Source organism: Methylophilus sp. DMC16 (assembly GCF_056314045.1).
In genome coordinates this window covers 13,804-31,308 of sequence record NZ_JBQUZC010000004.1, presented here as the reverse complement: position 1 = coordinate 31,308, position 17,505 = coordinate 13,804, and the positions used below count along the sequence as shown (strand labels likewise).

Genomic DNA, 17,505 nt, shown 5'->3' with positions numbered 1-17,505 from the left:
AGTGCCTCGAAGGCTTTTCGCTCTTCCGTTTCAACTTCCAACGTTTCAAGCGAAGCGCGCATTATACAGAGGTTTTTTACTTCGTCAACAACTTTTATTCCGCTGCCAACTTAACGCTCAAACATACTGCGCTTTTTATTTCTTCTCACCCAACTAAACAACCGTTTCGTTGAAGAGAGCCGCGCATTTTACAGCGATAAGCGTTGCGGTCAACCCTTATTTGCCATTCTTACAATTTTGTTACAAATTGATGATTATTTCTTGAAAGCGGCCTTAATGCGCAACCAGGTTTGCGTCAAGACATTGCCATCCAGCTGATAATGCTTGTGCAAAGGTTGTTTGACTTCCCAACTCACCTTGAGGCCGGCAGGAAAGACCACAAAGTCTCCTTTACCAAAGCTGACTGGCGCACCACCCACAGGCGTCACTACACATTGACCTTCTAGTATATAAGCCTGCTCTTGTTCGTGAAAAATCCAATCAAAAGTTGATACTTCTTTTTTCCATGTAGGCCACTTGGACACACCCAAGTCCTTTAGTTGTGTTTCGGCAGGATTGTGCTGAACTTGAATTTGCATGTGTCGCTCCTTGAATCAAAGCGGGCATTTTATAGCAAGCCCGCTTTAGCCGTCAGGGTTTTACAGAGTAAAATACATTTTTTGATGATTTATATATATAGAGTGCGCAATGCGGATCAACCAGGCAGAGGCGATAGAACGATTGCAACGGGGCGAGGTGGTCGCCATCCCGACCGAGACCGTCTATGGCCTGGCGGCAGATGCACGCAATGACTTAGCTGTTGCCAACATCTACACCACCAAACAGCGACCTGCCAATAACCCATTGATCGTCCATATTGGACGCACAGAACAAGTGGCCGACTGGGCCAGCAGCTTTCCGCCACTGGCACAAAGGCTGGCCGCGGCCTTCTGGCCGGGTCCGCTGACATTGGTATTGCCTGCGCGCGAGGAGGTCTCAGCGGCGGTGAGGGCTGGCGAGCCAACGGTGGCTTTACGGGTGCCGGCACACCCCGTGGCGCTGGCGCTGCTCAACGAAAGTGGCCTGGGCCTGGCAGCCCCTTCAGCGAATAAGTATACGCAACTGAGCCCCACCACGGCAGAACATGTCGAAGCAGGACTGGGGACAGACATTCCGGTGCTGGATGGTGGCGCTTGCCAGGTAGGCATAGAGTCGACCATTGTCAGCGTGCATGAAGATGGCTGGCGATTGCTCAGACCCGGCATGATAGATGAGGCGGCGATTGCAGCCGTCGCAGGCACGCCGGCGTCTGTAGATGCATCGGCGCAGATTCCCAAGGCCCCCGGGCAGCATTTGCTGCATTATTCGCCACGAACACCCTGCCTGCTGTTTTCTTCCAGACAAGCGATGGCAGACTATGCACAGCAGTACCCTCATGCTGTCGCCTTGTTGTTTGGCGCCGGTGTGGCGGTCACGGCCAAAGATACACATTTGCCAGCCACGCCTGCACAAGCCGCCGAGCAGCTCTATGCGGCGCTGCACATATTGGATGCCGCACATGCTGACGTGATCTTAATAGAATCGCCGCCTAACACCGCGGCCTGGGACGCCGTGCGAGACCGGCTGCAACGGGCAGCCTACCAACCCAAGCGCCAAAACGATTGAGTCTGCCAAGCATGGCTGGCACAATAGCGTGCATCGTCGATTCCCTTATCTTAAATAAAGCCCAGATTTAAATCATGAAAAACATCTACTCCTTCATCCTATTGGTTGGCGCCAGCAGTCTATTGTTTGGCTGCAAAAGCGTTGAACTGCCGAGCGTGTTCGACAAAGGGACCAAGGAAGTCCCGCGCTATGGCAAAGAAGCTTTGCATTACCAATGCGAAAATTATCAGTCGTTTGGCCTCAAACTCTCTGCTACTGGCGATGAAGCATGGGTCATGCTGCCTGACCATGAGGTGGGGCTGTTACGTGATGCCGACGATAAGCAACACTACCATTATGGCACCATGGATTTGCGCCTGAATGGCGACCAAACCACGCTGGATGACAGTGACCACTTGCACCTCAAAGGTTGCAAGACCGCCGATACGTCCAAATAAACACTGATTCTCCTCTATCCATGGCCACTGTTTATGGTGGTCATGCATCTCTGTTTGCCGAGTCCATTGGGTATCGCACCCGCTTCTGCGCATGCCGCGCGTTTTTTGTCATCGCACGTCATTCCGCCTAATCACATGCTGCGTTCGCCCTTTGCTGATTAAAAGACAGGCGAACAGCAGCTTGCGCCATCGCCAGCAAGCACGACCAGTTAAATAAAACATAAGCAATTGATTTTTATCAAATAATTTTCTGGCACAGATTCTGCAAAAGCTCACTCTGGAAAGCAACCATTTCATCGTCATCAGGTTGCCTGATCTCCATTTATTGATAACTGATTATCACAGAGTGAACACATGAATATACAAACCATTAATCCTAAACTACGACAAATTTCTCTCTACACCAGCTTGGCCCTGCTGAGTACACAAGCTTTTGCCGAGGCCACGCTGCAACGCAACGAAAACCAATTTATCAATATCGGCATTGCCTCTCGCGTCAGCTTTAGCTCGATTAAAGATGCCGCGCCGAATGGCAAAGACCGCTCGAATGACTTTGAGGTTGAAGAGGCACGTTTATATACCAACGGTAAGGTGCATGAGAACGTCTCCTTTGAGTTCAACTTCGCACGCAATTCAGCAGACAACAGAGTTGAGTTGCTGGATGGTCATCTGGGCTTGGAGTTTAACAACTACGCGCATGTTTGGGTGGGTCGCTTCTTACCGGCAGCGAGCCGCGCCTCCGCTGCTGCACCGATGTATTCCACCACGTTTGACTTCCCGATTGCCGAGTTAGGCTCTTACCAGTTTGCTGGTCGGGATAATGGTGCAGTCTTCTTCGGTACAGACAAGAGCGAGGCCTTCAAATACTACGTTTCGGCCACTAACGGTCGCCAGGGCGGCCCCAATCAGGCTGATAACTTGTCTTATGCCACCCGTCTGCAATATAACTTCTGGGATACCGAGCCAGGCTTTTATAACCTGGCCAGCTATGATGGCAAGAAATCGATTTTGTCTGTGGGAGGCTCTTACCGTTATCAAAAAAATGGCGCAGGGACGATCCTGAATAAAGGCGATTCCAAATACTGGAACCTGGATGCACGCCTGGAAAAACCATTGACTGATGGCGCCGTGCTGGGGGCAGAAGCCTCCTATTACAACTATGACAATGACAATACCGGCGATACCGTCTTGCCAGAAGCCAAAGGCTTTTTTGTCAATGGCAGCTATACCTTTGCCGAAAAAGTGGGCATAGGCAAATTCCAGCCTAAAATCATCTACCAAGAATTTAATAATGATACGACGGGCCTGGACCGCAAACGCGTGGATATCGGGGTGGGTTACCTGATTGACGGTGACAGCAACAAACGCATTGATGTGTTTTACTTCAGGGAAAAGCGCAATACGCTACCGGATATTGACGGCATTAAAGCCATTTTCCATGTGGCACACTTTTTCTAAAAGTATCCTGCAATAAAAAACGGCCATGATGGCCGTTTTTTTATTAGCCTCCATTTTAACTTAACGGCTACCCAGATAAGAATCACTCAATGCCTGGCTATTGGCAATGGTCTGTGCATCGCCCTCTTGCGTGATATGGCCACTTTCAAGTACATAAGCATGGTTGGCGTAACGCAAGGCCACCGTGGCGTTCTGCTCCGCCAGCAAAAAGCTCAAGCCTTGCGTTTGCTGTAACTGGTGCACGATTTCAAAAATCTCTTCCACAATTTGCGGCGCCAGCCCCATGGAAGGCTCGTCGAGCAGAATCAGTTTGGGATTCGCCATCAACGCACGGCCGATCGCCACCATTTGCTGCTCGCCCCCGGAGGTATACCCGGCATAGTTTTTACGCAATAACTTCAGGCGTGGGAAAAAGGCATAGACCTTTTCCAGGTCTTGCGCCAGCCCTTTGCTCGACGGTCTGCGAATAAAGGCCCCGGTCAGGAGGTTTTCCTCAACCGTTAAATGGCCAAAGCAATGCCGACCTTCAAGCACCTGAACCAGACCCTGTGCCACCAGTTGGCCCGGTGTGGCCTTGGTCACGTCTTTACCGGCATAGACAATCCGACCTTGTACAATCTCACCGCGTTGTGCCGGGGCCAGGCCAGAAATCGCTTTCAGGATGGTACTTTTGCCCGCGCCATTCGCACCGAGCAAAGCCACAATAGACTGTGGTTTAACCTCTAAAGAAATATGCTTGATAGCAAAAATGACCTTTTCATAGATCACCTCAACATTGTCCAGCTGCAACAAGGGCTCAGCCGCAGTGAGCGCTTGCACTGGGATCGTATTTAACTGTGCTTGTGTCATGTTTGACTCCTCAATTGACTGTCGTCGGCAAGGGACAGGCCTTGCCCACGGCAGCAAACTGCAACGGCACACCGCCCTGCGGTGTGCCGCGATCATCGTGATACCGTCAATACTTAGTTGGCAGCAACAACCTCTTTACTGCAATCGCGTGGCGTGATGCCTTTTTCCTTGGCATACTCATGGGAAGATTTTTCAATAATCGGACGCAACAACTGGCGGTCTGCCTGCACCCAGTCAGAAATCACTTTCCATTTGCTGCCATCCCACTGCTGGAAGCGCACGGCGCCGCCGCCCTCATGGTCAGCGCAACTCAGTTTGAGTGGCTGTACCAGACCCAGAGCGCCCAGCTCTTTAAGGCGCGCATCATCCAGTTTGAGGTTCTCAAAGCCCCAGCGTACCTCTTCACCGGTCAATGGGCGTTTGCCAAATTTGGCTTGCGCCACACGCACGGCTTCCACGTTGAGGATGCCATTGACCACGCCCAGGTTGTAATAAACATTGCCAAAACGTTTAGGATCTTGCAGATTGCCTTTACCGGCCTTGATCACATATTTGTCTATGCCTTGCAATACCGGGAAGCTGGTGCCGGAAGGATGTGTAGTGATTGAGATAAAACCCTTGGCGGCGTTGCCTGCAGGCGCCGCATCATCTTCAGAGTTGCTCCAGATATTGCCGATGATATGGTCGGCCGGAAAACCGGTTTTTTGCGCGGTTTTTAAGGCCACCGGGTTCATCACACCCCAGCCACGCAAAATCACCCAGTCCGGCTTGATGCGACGTATGGTCAGCCATTGCGACTGTTGCTCGTTGCCCGGATGCGGCACTTCGAGCAAGGTCAGCTCAAAGCCGTATTTCTTTGCCAGCAGTTCCAGAATCGGACTGGTTTCCTTGCCGTAAGGCGAGCCGTGGTACAAGGTGACAATTTTTTTGCCTTTGAGCTTGTCCAGACCGCCAGATTGCTGGGCGATATAGTTCACAATCGCAGACACTTCGCTGTACGGGTTTAATTGCAGCGGGAAGGCATAAGGGAACACGCTGCCATCGGTCGAATCGGTGCGGCCGTGGTTAATCGTGATCAGCGGCAATTTGTCTGTGGTCGAGCGCTCCAGGGTCGCGTAGGCAATGCCCACGGACAGCGGATTGGTCGCTGCAGCAGGCGCGCCGTTCAGGCCTTTTTTCAGGCGCTCGTAGCACTCAACGCCTTTTTCCACGACGTATTCGGTTTCGCACTCACTCCAGGTCAGCTTGACGCCATTGACGCCACCCTCTTTGGCATTGATGTATTGCAAATAGTCGATAAACCCACCAAAAAAGCCGGAACCGCCTGCCGCATAAGGGCCAATCCGGTAACTCTGCAGCGGGAAATACTGCTCATTGGCGGCTTGCACTTGCGTAGACAAGCTGGCAACCCCCAAGCCCAATGCCAGCCACAGCCAGCGATGTTTACTTAAAAAGTTCACTTAAATACTCCTTATAAAAATATAGAAATCTCTCTTAATCGTTCTTGGTTATATAAAAGACCGTGTGAGGCTGTTAACACATGGAAGTCTCCTTCAATCAATTCGTCAGGAACGGCCTAGAAACTTAGCGGCCAGACCCGCAGCCGTTGTTTGGCGGTTTGCCAGACCTTGGCCAAACCGTTGGGCTCTTTGATCAGGAAAAAGATGATCAAGGCGCCAAAAATCATTTTCTGAAAATTCTCCAGCTGGCCAGGATCAATCGCTCCGGCCAACAGGCTGGTGGTCAGGTTGGAAAGCAGAATGGGGAACAGCACAATAAAAGCCGCGCCCAGAAAGTTGCCGAGGATACTACCCATGCCGCCGATGATAATAATGAACAGAATCTGGAAGGAGCGTGACAAATCAAAGCCATGTGGTTCGACGGTGCCCAGGTAAGTGAATGCCCACAGCGCACCGGCAATCCCCAGGTAAAACGAGCTGATGGCAAAGGCCAGCAATTTGGTTTTTGGCACCGAGATGCCGATCACGGCGGCAGCGGTGTCCATGTCGCGTACCGCCATCCACTTGCGTCCGAGCTCACCACTGACGATGGTTTTTGCCAGCCACCCCAGCGCCACGACGACCGTTAAGGTCAGCAGGTAACGACCCGCTGGTGTACTCAAATCCGTGCCTAAGATCTGTAAAGGTGGCGCTGTAATGACACCAGAAGAGGAGTTGTTGGAAAACCAGGAGAAAGTGGTGAACACCCATTGCACAAAAAACTGTGCAGCCAGTGTTGCCACAATCAGGTAAAAGCCCTTGATGCGCAAACTCGGCAGCCCAAACACCAGGCCGACGCCACCTGCCGTCAACCCGCCCAATATCAGGCTGGCAATCAATGGCAAGCCCTCTATCCGCAGGTGAAAGTTGTAGGTGGCAAACGCACCTACCGCCATAAAGGCCGCAGAGCCCAAGGACAGCTGACCCGCATAGCCAGTGAGCAAATTCAGGCCCAAGCCCGCCAGCGACAACACCAGCACCGGGATGAGGATGGCGCTAAACCAGTAGTCGTTGCCAATGGCAGGGACGACCAGATAGGCGAATGCCAGCAAGGCCGCAAACGCCCAGCGCTCCTGTTTGAGGCGGAAAAACCGTTTATCCAACCTATACTCGGTAATAAATTGTCCAGTTTCTTGATACCACATGCTATGCCTGCCTGCTCTCTATTTTCTAAACACGTTCAATCGCTTTGTCGCCAAACAAGCCATAGGGCCGGACCAGCAGAAACAACATCGCCAACACATAGGGAAACCAGTTTTCAATGCCGCCGCCTATCAGCGGGCCGATGAAGACCTCAGCCAGTTTTTCGCTGGCGCCGACGATCAAGCCGCCAACAATCGCACCTTCAATCGAGGTAAATCCGCCAATAATCAGCACCGGCAAGGCTTTGAGTACAATCAGTGACAGCGAGAACTGCACGCCGACGCGTGCACCCCACAACATGCCGGCGACCAGACCTACAAAGCCAGCCACCGCCCACACAATCAGCCACAAGCGTTGCAGATGGATGCCCACCGCCAACGCCGCCAGTTGGTCATCTGCCACGGCGCGCAAGGCAATGCCAATGCGGGTTTTATTGAAGAGGACACCGAGCAGTGCGACCAGGCCGCCCGCAATGGCCGCCGCGAACAAATCAAATTGCGACAGCAAAATACCGAACACTTCATACGGCTCATCATTGATGCCTATCTCCAGCGCATGTACTTGTGCGCCCCACACCGCTTGTGCCAGCCCCTCAACGATATAGCTCAGGCCCAGGGTCGCCATAAACAGGGTAATCGGCGACCGGTTCACCAGCGGCCGTAACACCAGCCACTCAATCAGCCATGCCAACACCGCCATGGTCAGCAAGGTCAACACAAAGGCGCCCCAGAACGGCACGCCACGCTCGACCAGGCTGACAAAGGTCAATGCCGCAAACAGCACCATAGACCCCTGGGCAAAATTAAACACGCCAGAGGCCTTATAGATCAGCACAAAGCCGATCGCGACCAGCGAATACATGACACCCGCAAGCAAGCCACCAGTCAGAACTTCGAAAAAGAAACTCATCTCAATTGATCCTTGTATTGCCTCAGTGTTTGGTGCCCAGGTAGGCGGCAATCACCTCGGGGTTGGCGCGCACTTCATCCGGCTTGCCATCACCGATCTTCTTGCCATAATCCAGCACCACCACATGGTCTGACAGCGTCATCACCACGCCGATATCATGCTCAATCAGCACAATCGTGGTGCCAAACTCGCGGTTGGTTTCACGGATAAACCGGCTCATCTCCGCCTTTTCATCGGCGTTCATCCCAGCCATCGGTTCATCCAGCAACAGCAGTTGAGGCTCGGCAGCCAATGCACGGGCAAGCTCGACGCGCTTTTGCAAGCCATAGGGCAAACTGCCCACAATGCTGTTACGCCAGGGTTGCAGTTTGAGAAAAGCAATCACGCGCTCTGCTTTCTGCCGTTGCGCCAAGGCATCCGCAGGCGCGCGGCCCACATTAAATACCTGCTCCAGCCAACTGCTTTTGACCTTGAGGTTGGTGCCGGTCAGTACGTTGTCGAGCACCGACATGCCTTTAAACAGGGCTATATTCTGAAACGTGCGCGCCACGCCGCGTCTGGCCGCCCATTGCGGATGCATGGCGCGACGCACCGCATCCTGGTAGCGGATACTGCCTTCATCAGGCTTGTAGACGCCATTAATCACGTTAAGCAATGAGCTTTTGCCGGCGCCATTGGGGCCGATCAAGGCACAAATTTCGCCCTCATTGACGGCAAAACTGATATTGGTAATGGCTTTCACGCCCTTAAACGACAATGAAATCCCGTCTAATGCCAGCAATGGCTGAGGTGCAGCAAGGGTGGTACTCATATCGCGGCCTTCCATGTCGCTAATCCCAAATAGCTGTGCAAGTCATTGGACTGATGTGGAATCACTTGCAGCTGGCTGGTTTGCCAGGCAGTGGCTTCTGACCAGGCCCGCACGTGGATCCCAATGTCAGCAAAAAACTGTGTCGCTTCCGGTGACAAGGGTTCGCCCACCAGCAAGGGCACACGGGTACGCCGCAGGCCCAGCACATCCTGCAAGGGCAAGATGACCAGCCAGCGCGCAAAGGGAGCGATCAGCGGCAGCCGGGTTTTGGCTGCACGCAAGGCCCAGGCCACAACCCGATGCTGCCAGCTGCCGGGCAAGGGCCAGCGGGATTGGGTGAGGGTATACAGACGCTGGTAAGTCGTTGCCGTGCCTGCCACCAGCGTAGGGCCGAGTTCGCGCCTGTCGGTGTCCCGGGTCGCCAGATTTTCTGGAAAATTCAGCGTAAAGCCTGCCAATAGCCACGGCGAAAGCAGATATTTGGCATGACCGCTGGCGGCAAATGCACGCGCCGCCAATGCCTCTTCATGCGCAGTGAGCGCCTCTTGGCTGATCAATTGGCGGCCATTCTTAAGCAGTTCGGCATGGCTTAATTCGCTGTACTCCAGCGCATAGGCGTCACTTAAGCGGTAAAAGCGGAAGGCGATTTCCGCAGTCTCAGCCACCGGTGAAATGTTCTGGGTCTCAGGCGTGTCCACAATCTGCGCATAAGCAACCAGCGCAGGATGCTGATAGCCAGCTAGCCCGCGCGCATCGGCATAAATCACCAGTGTGCTATCAGGCTTGGCTGCCAGGACTTGATCCACCTGCGCCTGCGCCTCGGCAAACACAAATTTTGGCCGCAAGGTATGCAATAAATCCAGTAACTGCGGCTGCGCAAAGGCCGGATCCAGTGGCGCTGCCACGCCGCCCAGCCAATGGGCGGCTAGCGACAACAGCAAGGCCTCTGGCCGTGGTTCACTGAGCAGGAACAAGGTATCGCCCTGGCGAAAGCCGTGTTGCTGTAAATAGTGCGCCGTGCGGGTGACGTCCTCTTGCACCGCAAGCCAGGAGGCCTGCTGCCAGAGGCCCAGCTGTTTATGCCGAATTGCAACACGATGCGGGCGCTCCACGGCCTGCAAAGCGAGCAAGTGAGGTAAAGTCTCTGCCATTGCCAATTTCCTGCCGGGTTGAGTTAAGCCGCTTTGGCCAAGGTTTTAGCTTCCAGCTCACGCACCAGTGGCAGTACTTTTTCACCAAAATAAGCGACCTCTTCCTGAAAGTGCAAAAAGCCCGCCAACACTAAATCTACGCCCACCGCCTTCAAAGCCACAATGCGCTCGGCAATTTGCTGTGGTGTACCAATCAAATTGGTTTTAAAGCCATCGTTATATTGCACCAGGTCTTCAAAGCTCGACTTCGCCCAGTTACCTTCACGCTCCGGGCTGGCAGCACCGGCATTTTTCACTTCATGGCCAAAGGCATTGACCGCTTCAGGGTTGGCTTTATCAATGATTTCCTTCAATACGGCTTTGGCTTCTTCTTCGGTATCGCGGGCAATCACAAAGGCATTGACCCCGATCTTGACCTGATGCTTATTGGCCGCCGCCTTGGCGCGAATATCGTCCACCTGGGCCTTGATCCCTTCCACGGTGTTACCGTTGGTGAAGTACCAGTCTGAGACCGCGGCCGCATTATCGCGCGCAGCACGTGAACTGCCGCCCTGGAAAATTTCTGGATGTGGCTGCTGCAAAGGTTTAGGTTTGAGTGAGTAGTTACTAAAGCGGTAAAAATCGCCTCTGTAAGTAAAGTTATCCTGGGTCCAAATGCCCTTGAGCGCTTCAATAAACTCGCGTGAACGGCGGTAGCGTTCGTCGTGATCCAGCCAATGCTCGCCAATCGCCGTAAACTCACCACGGAACCAGCCGGAGACGATATTCACCGCAATCCGTCCCTGGGTGAGAATATCAATGGTCGCCAATTGTTTGGCAGCCAGCACCGGATTCCAGGGGCCAGGCAAAATGGCGGCAATCACTTTGAGTTTGGTGGTCGCCGCCAGCAAGGCATGCGAAAAAGATACCGACTCATGCTGAAACTCGGCCCCATAGCCCGCAGTAAATCGGATTTGGCTCAAGGCATATTCAAATCCGGCTTTTTCGGCAATTTGTGCCAGCTTGCGGTTGTAATCGATATCCCAACTGGTGCGCTGCTCAATGTTACTGACCACCAGGCCACCACTGACGTTAGGCACCCAATAGGCAAATTTAATGTTTTCTGTACTCATCTTTAATCTCTCCAAAAGTCACTGAATTTAAATAGCTAATAACTTTTCCTGGCTCAAAAGCTCGCGATGCTTGAGCAAAGGCAGGGCACGCTCTACCGCTAGATCAATGCGCGCTTTCACCGCCTCACTCTTGATTTGATAGTTTTCAAAATCCGCTTCAACGGCATATACGCCGATCGGCAACGTGACTGCCTGGAAGAAGCTGAATAATGGGCGCAGCTCATGATCAATGATCAAGGCATGGCGCTCAGTCCCGCCGGTTGCTGCCAGCAGCACGGGCACATCAATCAATGCTTCGAGATTGACCAGATCAAACAAATGCTTGAACAACCCTCCATAAGAGGCGCGATACACAGGCGTAGCCACCACCAGTAAATCGGCGGTTTCAATCGCCTGGATATCTTGCTGTACGTTGACTGGTAAGGCTTTGGGATCGTAGGAAGCGACCAAGCTGCCCGCAATTTCGCTTAATTCCACCACGTGCAGATCAATCGGGATTTGCTGTCCCAACTTCTGTGTGATCGCCTGCACCAGTGCAGCGGTTCTGGAAGGTAATTTATAGCTGCCGGAAACGGCAGTGACTTTTAATGGACGGCTCATCATGACTCCTGAAATAACAATGACGAAGGTCGTTGCTTACGATGCTTCGCAGACGACCTTGCTTGCCAGTAGTATTAGCAGCATCCATGCCAGGCCATAATATTTATATTTTTCAATGACTTAATATAAAACCTGATTTTTAAATGGTGTTAGATTCCAGCGCTAGTTGCTGATCAACTGCTGCAAAAGCAGCAGTTTTGTGCGATCACGCTGCAGTCCGCTCCCGCCCCACCCTCCAGTGGCTGCTGCTTTTACAGCAGCCATTCAGCAGCAAACTGTTTCTATAGAGGCGGAGGCAGAGATGGATTTTTACATTTTCCTTTAAATTCAATGCTTTATTGATTGGCACACTAAATGCAACAGTGACTGCAGACGCATGGTGCCTGCTCGCCATGCCTTTATTGATCTCTTTTTGAATAAGGACTGACTATGACTGCACAAGCAAATAAGATTGCACATTTGCCTGTAAACCTGCCGCGACAAGCGGCGCATTTGATTAAAAGTGACGCAGAAGCCCTGACCGTCGCCAAACAGGTTGCCAGCGAAATCGCCAAAGAAGCCGCCCTGCGCGACCAGGAACGCCGACTGCCACGTAAAGAGCTAGACCTGTTTTCAAGCAGTGGCTTGTGGGGCATTACCGTGCCGAAAGAATACGGCGGTGCCTTCGTCTCCAACAAAACCCTGGCAGAAGTGGTAGCCACCGTGGCCGAGGCGGACCCCAGTGTCGGCCAGATTCCACAGAATCATTTATACATGGTGGAAGGCTTGCGCCTGGATGGCTCAGACTTTCAGAAAAAATACTTTTTTGAGCTGGTGCTACAAGGGGTGCGGTTTGGCAATGCGTTCTCCGAGATTGGCACCAAGAGCGTCAATGACGTGAAAACCAAGCTCACGCCCACCAATAGCGGCTACTTTTTAAACGGCAAAAAATTCTATTCTTCAGGCGCATTGCTGGCGGACTGGGTGCCAGTGGTGGCAAAAGATGAACACGACAATACCGTGGTGGCATTTGTACCCGCTGGCGCAGAAGGCCTGACCATTATTGATGACTGGTCCAGCTTTGGCCAACGCACCACCGCCAGCGGGACGACCATCCTGGAAAATATTTTTGTGCCTAGCGAATATGTCTTGCCGCACCATCTGGCGTTTGACCGCCCGACCACCATGGGGCCAATTGCACAGATTATCCAGGCGGCGGTGGATACCGGCATCGCCCGCGCGGCGTTTAAAGATACCCTGCACTTTGTACGCAACTACACACGGCCATGGATAGATACCGATCTGGAACACGGCTATGAAGACCCGCATACCATCAAAGACATCGGCGACTTGCAAATTCGCCTCCACGCCACCGAGGCCTTGTTGGCACGTGCCGGTGAATACATAGACGAAGCACAACGTAACCCGAATGAGGACACCGTGGCAGAAGCTTCGATTGCGGTAGCTGAAGCCAAAGTGCTGAGTACCGAAACCGCCTTGCTGGCGGGCAGCAAACTGTTTGAACTGGCCGGGACACGCTCGACCTTGGGCGAATACAACCTGGACCGCCACTGGCGCAATGCACGTACCCATACGCTGCACGACCCGGTGCGCTGGAAATACCATGCCGTCGGCAACTACAGCCTGAACAAGGTGAAACCGCCGCGCCATCCTTGGATTTAAACGGCAAGGCCATGAAAGCGCCATAAGCGATGGCGCCTTCTGGATGGCGCCTTCTGTAAGCCATGCCGCATAGATTAAAAAACAGCCCGACATGATGTCGGGCTGTTTGCATTGGCAAAGGCCGTTAACCGCGCCGAAGGCAACAGGTTTACCAGCGGTAAGTCGCCGTTAGCATGGCACGCCGTGGTTCCCCATAGTAGCAACTGCCAGAGGCGCAATTGGCGACATATTCTTTGTTGGTCAGGTTGCGCGCATTCAATGCCAGCGTCCAGTGCGGCAGGTCATACCCGACCAAGGCATCCCATAAGGTAAATGCCGGAATCCGCTCGGATGCAGAATCAAAATTGCCATGGGTTGAGCCGTTATAGCGCGCACCCAAGCCCACCTTGAATCCATTGTTAAAGCGGTAATCACTCCACACGGCGAGCGTGTTTTCCGGCGTGGCCAGCAAAGGCGTACCAATCAACGCAGGATTGCTGCTGGCAGTGACTTCAACCTTGGGCGTATACGTATAGGCCGTAATCAGATTCATATTTTCTATTGGCTGCGCTTGTATTTCGACCTCCAGGCCACGCACCTGAATCTGCCCGGTCTGGCTCGGACTGCCGCTGTTGGGGTCATAACTGATAAAGTTGTTACGCTCCAGATTAAACCAGGCAGCGCTGTAACGGTTCTTGCTACCTGGCGGCTGATAGCGTACGCCAAACTCATACTGCTTGCCGGTTTCGGGTTTAAAGCCTTTGCCTGTTTGCGTGTTGACCGTGACCGTCGGTATAAAAGACTCTGAGTAGCTGAAATAAGGGGCAATGCCATTGTCTGCCAAATAGAGCAAGCCTGCGCGGCTGGTAAACTTGTGGTCATTAAAGCGATCATTGGTGCCTGCCACACGCTCCGCGTTCTGGGTGGTGGCATCGTCGTAGCGGCCACCGAGGGTCGCAATCCAATGCGAACCCCATTTGATCTGGTCTTGCAGATAAAAACCTGTTTGCGCCAGTTTGATGCTGCTATTCTGCACAGGGTCACCCCTCACTATGGTTTGTGCCGTATCCGGGGCCAACAAATCCAGGTCTGGCGCACTGCCAGAATAGAATTGATTGCGGTCCCTGACCTTTTGGTAATCCAGGCCCGCCAGCAAGGTATGTTGCCAATCCCCCGCCTGAATCCGCCATTGCAGCTGATTATCGATGGTGAAGGCTTTGATGTGATCCGGGCTACCATTCATATCGCGGGTGATATAGCGGAAGTTGCGAGGATCCTCCGGATTCGCCTGGTTGACCTGCTTGTACTCCTTGCCGAACACCTGCCAGTAAGCCAAGTCTACCTCACTGTAGCGAGTATTCTGCCTGAAGGTCCACTGTTCGTTGAAGCTATGCTCAAACAGATAGCCGACATACCATTGCTTTTGTTCAAAGCGGTTAAATTTTCTATCGCCGACAAAGGTCTTGTAAGGCAATTTTTGTCCCGATGGCGTGCGCAGCAAGGTGCCTTGCTCAGGCAAGGCACCAGCCACGATCCCGGCATCCGAGTTCATATATTGTGACATGACCGTCAAACTGGTTTTGTCGGAGGGCAGGAAAGTGATTGACGGCGCAATAAACACCCGGTCATCCTTCATGCCTTGACGCGGCAAGTCGGCGTCACGCACCAGGCCGGTAATGCGGTACAACACGGTGCCGTCTTCATTGAGCGGCCCCGAAAAATCACCGGCGAGCTGCTCACGCGAGTAATTCCCCAATTGCATCTGGATTTCTTTAAGCGGGGTTGCGGTTGGACGTTTGCTAACCACATTGATCAAGCCGCCTGCGGTACTTTGCCCATACAGCACCGAGGCTGGCCCGCGCAGGATTTCGAGGCGCTCTATGCCATAATTTTCGATTCTGCCGGTCGCAAACGTGCCGGCATTGCGCCACGGCAAGCCGTCTTGATAAAAACCGGGTGAATACGCATCAATGCCACGCAAGGCAATCCAGTCATAGCGGGAATCCGGGCCGTAAGGCGCCACATTCACCCCCGGCGTATAGGCCATGCCTTCACGCAGGCTTTGTGCACCAATGGCCTGAATAAAGTCTTTCGTCACCACCGAGACCGACTGCGGCGTTTCCATCACCGACGTATCGGTTTTGGTCCCCGTGGCTGATTGCTCGGCAATATAGCCTTTAATTGGGCTCCATGCCGTTTCCTTATTGGCCGCGGCTGTCACTTGCACCTCGGGCAAAGTACTCGCCTTGGCCGACTGCGGGAGAATGGCATAGCGGTGATCCCCGCGATGCTCAACTTCCAGACCCGAGCCTTTGAGCAAGGTGTCCAGCGCCTGCTGCACAGTAAACTTGCCATGCAACCCTGCGCTAGCTTTACCATCTGCCAGCGCAGCATTGGCTGACAGCAGAATGCCGGCTTCAGCGGCAAATCGGCTTAATACCTGACTCAATGGTCCGGCAGGAATCTGGTATTCCTGTGCCACCGCCTCTTTTTCAGCAGCATGCAATACTGGCATTGGTGTGAGGCTGCTGATCATCAGTGTCAGTAAAGCCGCCCGGACATGCCGCGCAAGCGGCAAAGTGTGATGCGATTTCATTCAAGCTCCCTGTTAGGTTAAAAATAACGTGTTGTTATCTCTAAACCGAAACAGCCCGTTAAAAAGGGAACCTCCAGCGCAAAAAATACAAAAATTTCGCGCGCGCCTGATACCAAAGCCAATGACAGGCGCTCAAGCAGCAGGGAGCAGTTGAATATTGCCTTGCGCGTCGGTGTGCTGGCGAATGCCCAAACTATGGGTAATTTCCTGCAGCACCAGCGGCACGTTGGCAAACGGGTATGCGCCCATCAAGCGTAAATGGGCAATATCGGGGGCTACCGATAGCCTGGTTGAATGATAGCGTGCCAGCTCGGCAATAAAGTCTTTGAGCGATTGATTGTCCGCAATCAGAATGCCGCGGGTCCAGGCTTCACGGGCAGGAAGTGCGGCCTGTATTGCACCGACGCCATACCGGTCAAAGTAGGCCTGCTGACCGGCACTCAACGTGATGGCGGTGCCTTGTGATGGCGAAATCGCCACCTGCCCCTCATACACGGCGAGCAAGCTACGCGTGGCCTCCTGGCAGACGGTGAAACGCGTCCCCAGGGCCGTCAAGCGCCCATGCTGCGTATCCACGACCAACGGCCGCGCTTGCGGGTCATGGCCAGATTGCAGCAGTATCTCGCCGTATTCCAGCGTGATGCGCCGCAGCATCCAGCCATAGGCGACGCGCACCTGAGTGTCGGTATTGAGCCAAAGTTTGCCTTGGTCTGCCAATAGCACGCGATGCGTTCTGCCGGCTGGCGTACGGTAGGTGATGGCGCTGGCAGTGAGCGTCGTCAGCCAATCTTGCCAGGGGCTGTAGCGATGCAACAGGCTCACGCCCAAGTAAGTGACGCCCGCCAGGCCGAGCATTTTTAACGCCTGCCTGCGCCCACTGGAATGCAACAAGGCCTGATGCGAGGCCGACTTGCTTGCCACAGCATTGAGATTGGAGAAGGCGGCATTAATCGCCTCCACCTCTGCCCAGGCCCGTTGGTGGGCTGGGTGCGCAGTTAGCCATGCTTGCCAGGCCTGCCGCTCACGCGCCTCGGGGGCGTCATCGCTGAGTACGACAAACCATTCTGCCGCTTGCTGCAGTGCCAACTGTTCTACCGGCGACATCGGCACCATAACGGCTGATGACTTCATGAGGCCTGTCTTTCATCTTGCCATTGCCGGCGCAACATCAAGCAATGCATCATGGCGGTTGCCATATATTTTTTGACCATGCGCTCAGAGACCGCCAGCCTGTCTGCAATTTCCTGATATTGAAAGCCGTGGATCTGCGCCAGCAAAAATGCGGCTTTGGCCTTGGGGTTTAACCGGCTCAGCATCGCATCCACTTCCAGCAGGGCTTCGGTAATCATGGCCTGCTGTTCCTGAGAGATGCAGGCAGGCTCCTCCTGACTCAGCGCATTGAGGTAACTTTGCTCCAGGGCCTGACGTCGCCATTGGTCTATCATCAAGCCTTTGGCGATCTGCAACAGATAGATACGCGGCGTATATACATGCTGTAACGCCTCCTGTTTTAGCAACAGTTTGACAAAGGTATCCTGGGCCAGGTCTGCGGCGTGGTGCGTACAACCGACTTTTTTATTCAGCCAGCAACACAACCAATGATGATGCGCCTGATACCAATGCGTGACCGGTAACTGTGAAGAGTCTGCCATGAC

The 17,505-nt window shown here is 53.5% G+C and carries 16 protein-coding genes; 4 read left to right on the top strand and 12 right to left on the bottom strand.

Going from position 1 to position 17,505, the window contains the following annotated elements; genetic code table 11:
• Positions 1–254 precede the first annotated feature (254 nt).
• Entirely contained in the window at positions 255–578 is a 324-nt protein-coding gene (locus ACT53D_RS14235) for a cupin domain-containing protein (protein WP_194749532.1), read from the bottom strand.
• A 109-nt stretch (positions 579–687) separates the two neighbouring features.
• Between ACT53D_RS14235 and ACT53D_RS14230 the strand changes: the two genes are divergently transcribed.
• The 3 genes from ACT53D_RS14230 (at position 688) to ACT53D_RS14220 (ending at position 3,539) form a co-directional block, all read left to right on the top strand.
• Positions 688–1,644 carry an L-threonylcarbamoyladenylate synthase gene (locus ACT53D_RS14230; RefSeq protein ID WP_476156849.1) on the top strand — a complete coding sequence of 319 codons (957 nt, stop codon included), beginning with the start codon at positions 688–690 and terminating at the stop codon, positions 1,642–1,644.
• Positions 1,645–1,718: 74 nt separating this feature from the next.
• Positions 1,719–2,081 (top strand): hypothetical protein, encoded by a 363-nt coding sequence (locus ACT53D_RS14225; protein WP_275357237.1) that lies wholly within the window; start codon positions 1,719–1,721, stop codon positions 2,079–2,081.
• 354 nt (positions 2,082–2,435) lie between these two features.
• The gene (locus tag ACT53D_RS14220; RefSeq protein ID WP_476156847.1) at positions 2,436–3,539 is read left to right on the top strand and encodes a porin; all 1,104 of its coding nucleotides are present in this window, start codon (positions 2,436–2,438) and stop codon (positions 3,537–3,539) included.
• 60 nt (positions 3,540–3,599) lie between these two features.
• On the opposite strand, the gene ACT53D_RS14215 is transcribed toward ACT53D_RS14220, so the two are convergent.
• The 8 genes from ACT53D_RS14215 to msuE all read right to left on the bottom strand — a co-directional run bounded on the left by ACT53D_RS14215 (position 3,600) and on the right by msuE (position 11,613).
• Entirely contained in the window at positions 3,600–4,388 is a 789-nt protein-coding gene (locus ACT53D_RS14215; protein WP_476156845.1) for an ABC transporter ATP-binding protein, read from the bottom strand.
• 113 nt (positions 4,389–4,501) lie between these two features.
• Positions 4,502–5,848: an ABC transporter substrate-binding protein gene (locus tag ACT53D_RS14210; RefSeq protein WP_379073784.1), complete on the bottom strand. Its 1,347-nt coding sequence runs from the start codon at positions 5,846–5,848 to the stop codon at positions 4,502–4,504.
• A 116-nt stretch (positions 5,849–5,964) separates the two neighbouring features.
• On the bottom strand, positions 5,965–7,032 hold the full coding sequence (locus tag ACT53D_RS14205; protein WP_476156843.1) for a branched-chain amino acid ABC transporter permease: 1,068 nt from the start codon (positions 7,030–7,032) through the stop codon (positions 5,965–5,967).
• A 25-nt stretch (positions 7,033–7,057) separates the two neighbouring features.
• Positions 7,058–7,939: a branched-chain amino acid ABC transporter permease gene (locus ACT53D_RS14200; protein WP_338656096.1), complete on the bottom strand. Its 882-nt coding sequence runs from the start codon at positions 7,937–7,939 to the stop codon at positions 7,058–7,060.
• 22 nt (positions 7,940–7,961) lie between these two features.
• A complete protein-coding gene (locus ACT53D_RS14195; protein ID WP_476156841.1) occupies positions 7,962–8,750 on the bottom strand; it encodes an ABC transporter ATP-binding protein in 789 nt (262 codons plus the stop codon).
• Positions 8,747–9,901, bottom strand: coding sequence for an AMP-binding protein (locus ACT53D_RS14190; RefSeq protein ID WP_476156839.1), 1,155 nt, complete (start codon positions 9,899–9,901; stop codon positions 8,747–8,749). Before ACT53D_RS14190 ends, ACT53D_RS14195 begins: the two co-directional genes overlap by 4 nt.
• 23 nt (positions 9,902–9,924) lie before the next feature.
• Positions 9,925–11,013: a dimethylsulfone monooxygenase SfnG gene (gene sfnG, locus ACT53D_RS14185; RefSeq protein WP_194749542.1), complete on the bottom strand. Its 1,089-nt coding sequence runs from the start codon at positions 11,011–11,013 to the stop codon at positions 9,925–9,927.
• A 27-nt stretch (positions 11,014–11,040) separates the two neighbouring features.
• A complete protein-coding gene (msuE, locus tag ACT53D_RS14180) occupies positions 11,041–11,613 on the bottom strand; it encodes an FMN reductase (protein WP_194749543.1) in 573 nt (190 codons plus the stop codon).
• Between the two features lie 429 nt (positions 11,614–12,042).
• Here msuE and ACT53D_RS14175 point away from each other — a divergent pair, with 429 nt between their 5' ends.
• Positions 12,043–13,275, top strand: coding sequence for an SfnB family sulfur acquisition oxidoreductase (locus ACT53D_RS14175; RefSeq protein ID WP_194749544.1), 1,233 nt, complete (start codon positions 12,043–12,045; stop codon positions 13,273–13,275).
• 148 nt (positions 13,276–13,423) lie between these two features.
• Here the strand turns inward: ACT53D_RS14175 and ACT53D_RS14170 are convergent, their stop codons facing one another.
• The 3 genes from ACT53D_RS14170 to ACT53D_RS14160 form a co-directional block, all read right to left on the bottom strand.
• Positions 13,424–15,850, bottom strand: coding sequence for a TonB-dependent siderophore receptor (locus ACT53D_RS14170; RefSeq protein WP_476156835.1), 2,427 nt, complete (start codon positions 15,848–15,850; stop codon positions 13,424–13,426).
• Between the two features lie 132 nt (positions 15,851–15,982).
• Complete coding sequence (locus ACT53D_RS14165) at positions 15,983–16,981, bottom strand: FecR domain-containing protein (protein WP_476156833.1); 999 nt, start codon at positions 16,979–16,981, stop codon at positions 15,983–15,985.
• Positions 16,978–17,502, bottom strand: a complete 525-nt coding sequence (locus ACT53D_RS14160) for a sigma-70 family RNA polymerase sigma factor (RefSeq protein ID WP_275357263.1) — start codon at positions 17,500–17,502, stop codon at positions 16,978–16,980. Before ACT53D_RS14160 ends, ACT53D_RS14165 begins: the two co-directional genes overlap by 4 nt.
• Between the last annotated feature and the right edge of the window lie 3 nt (positions 17,503–17,505).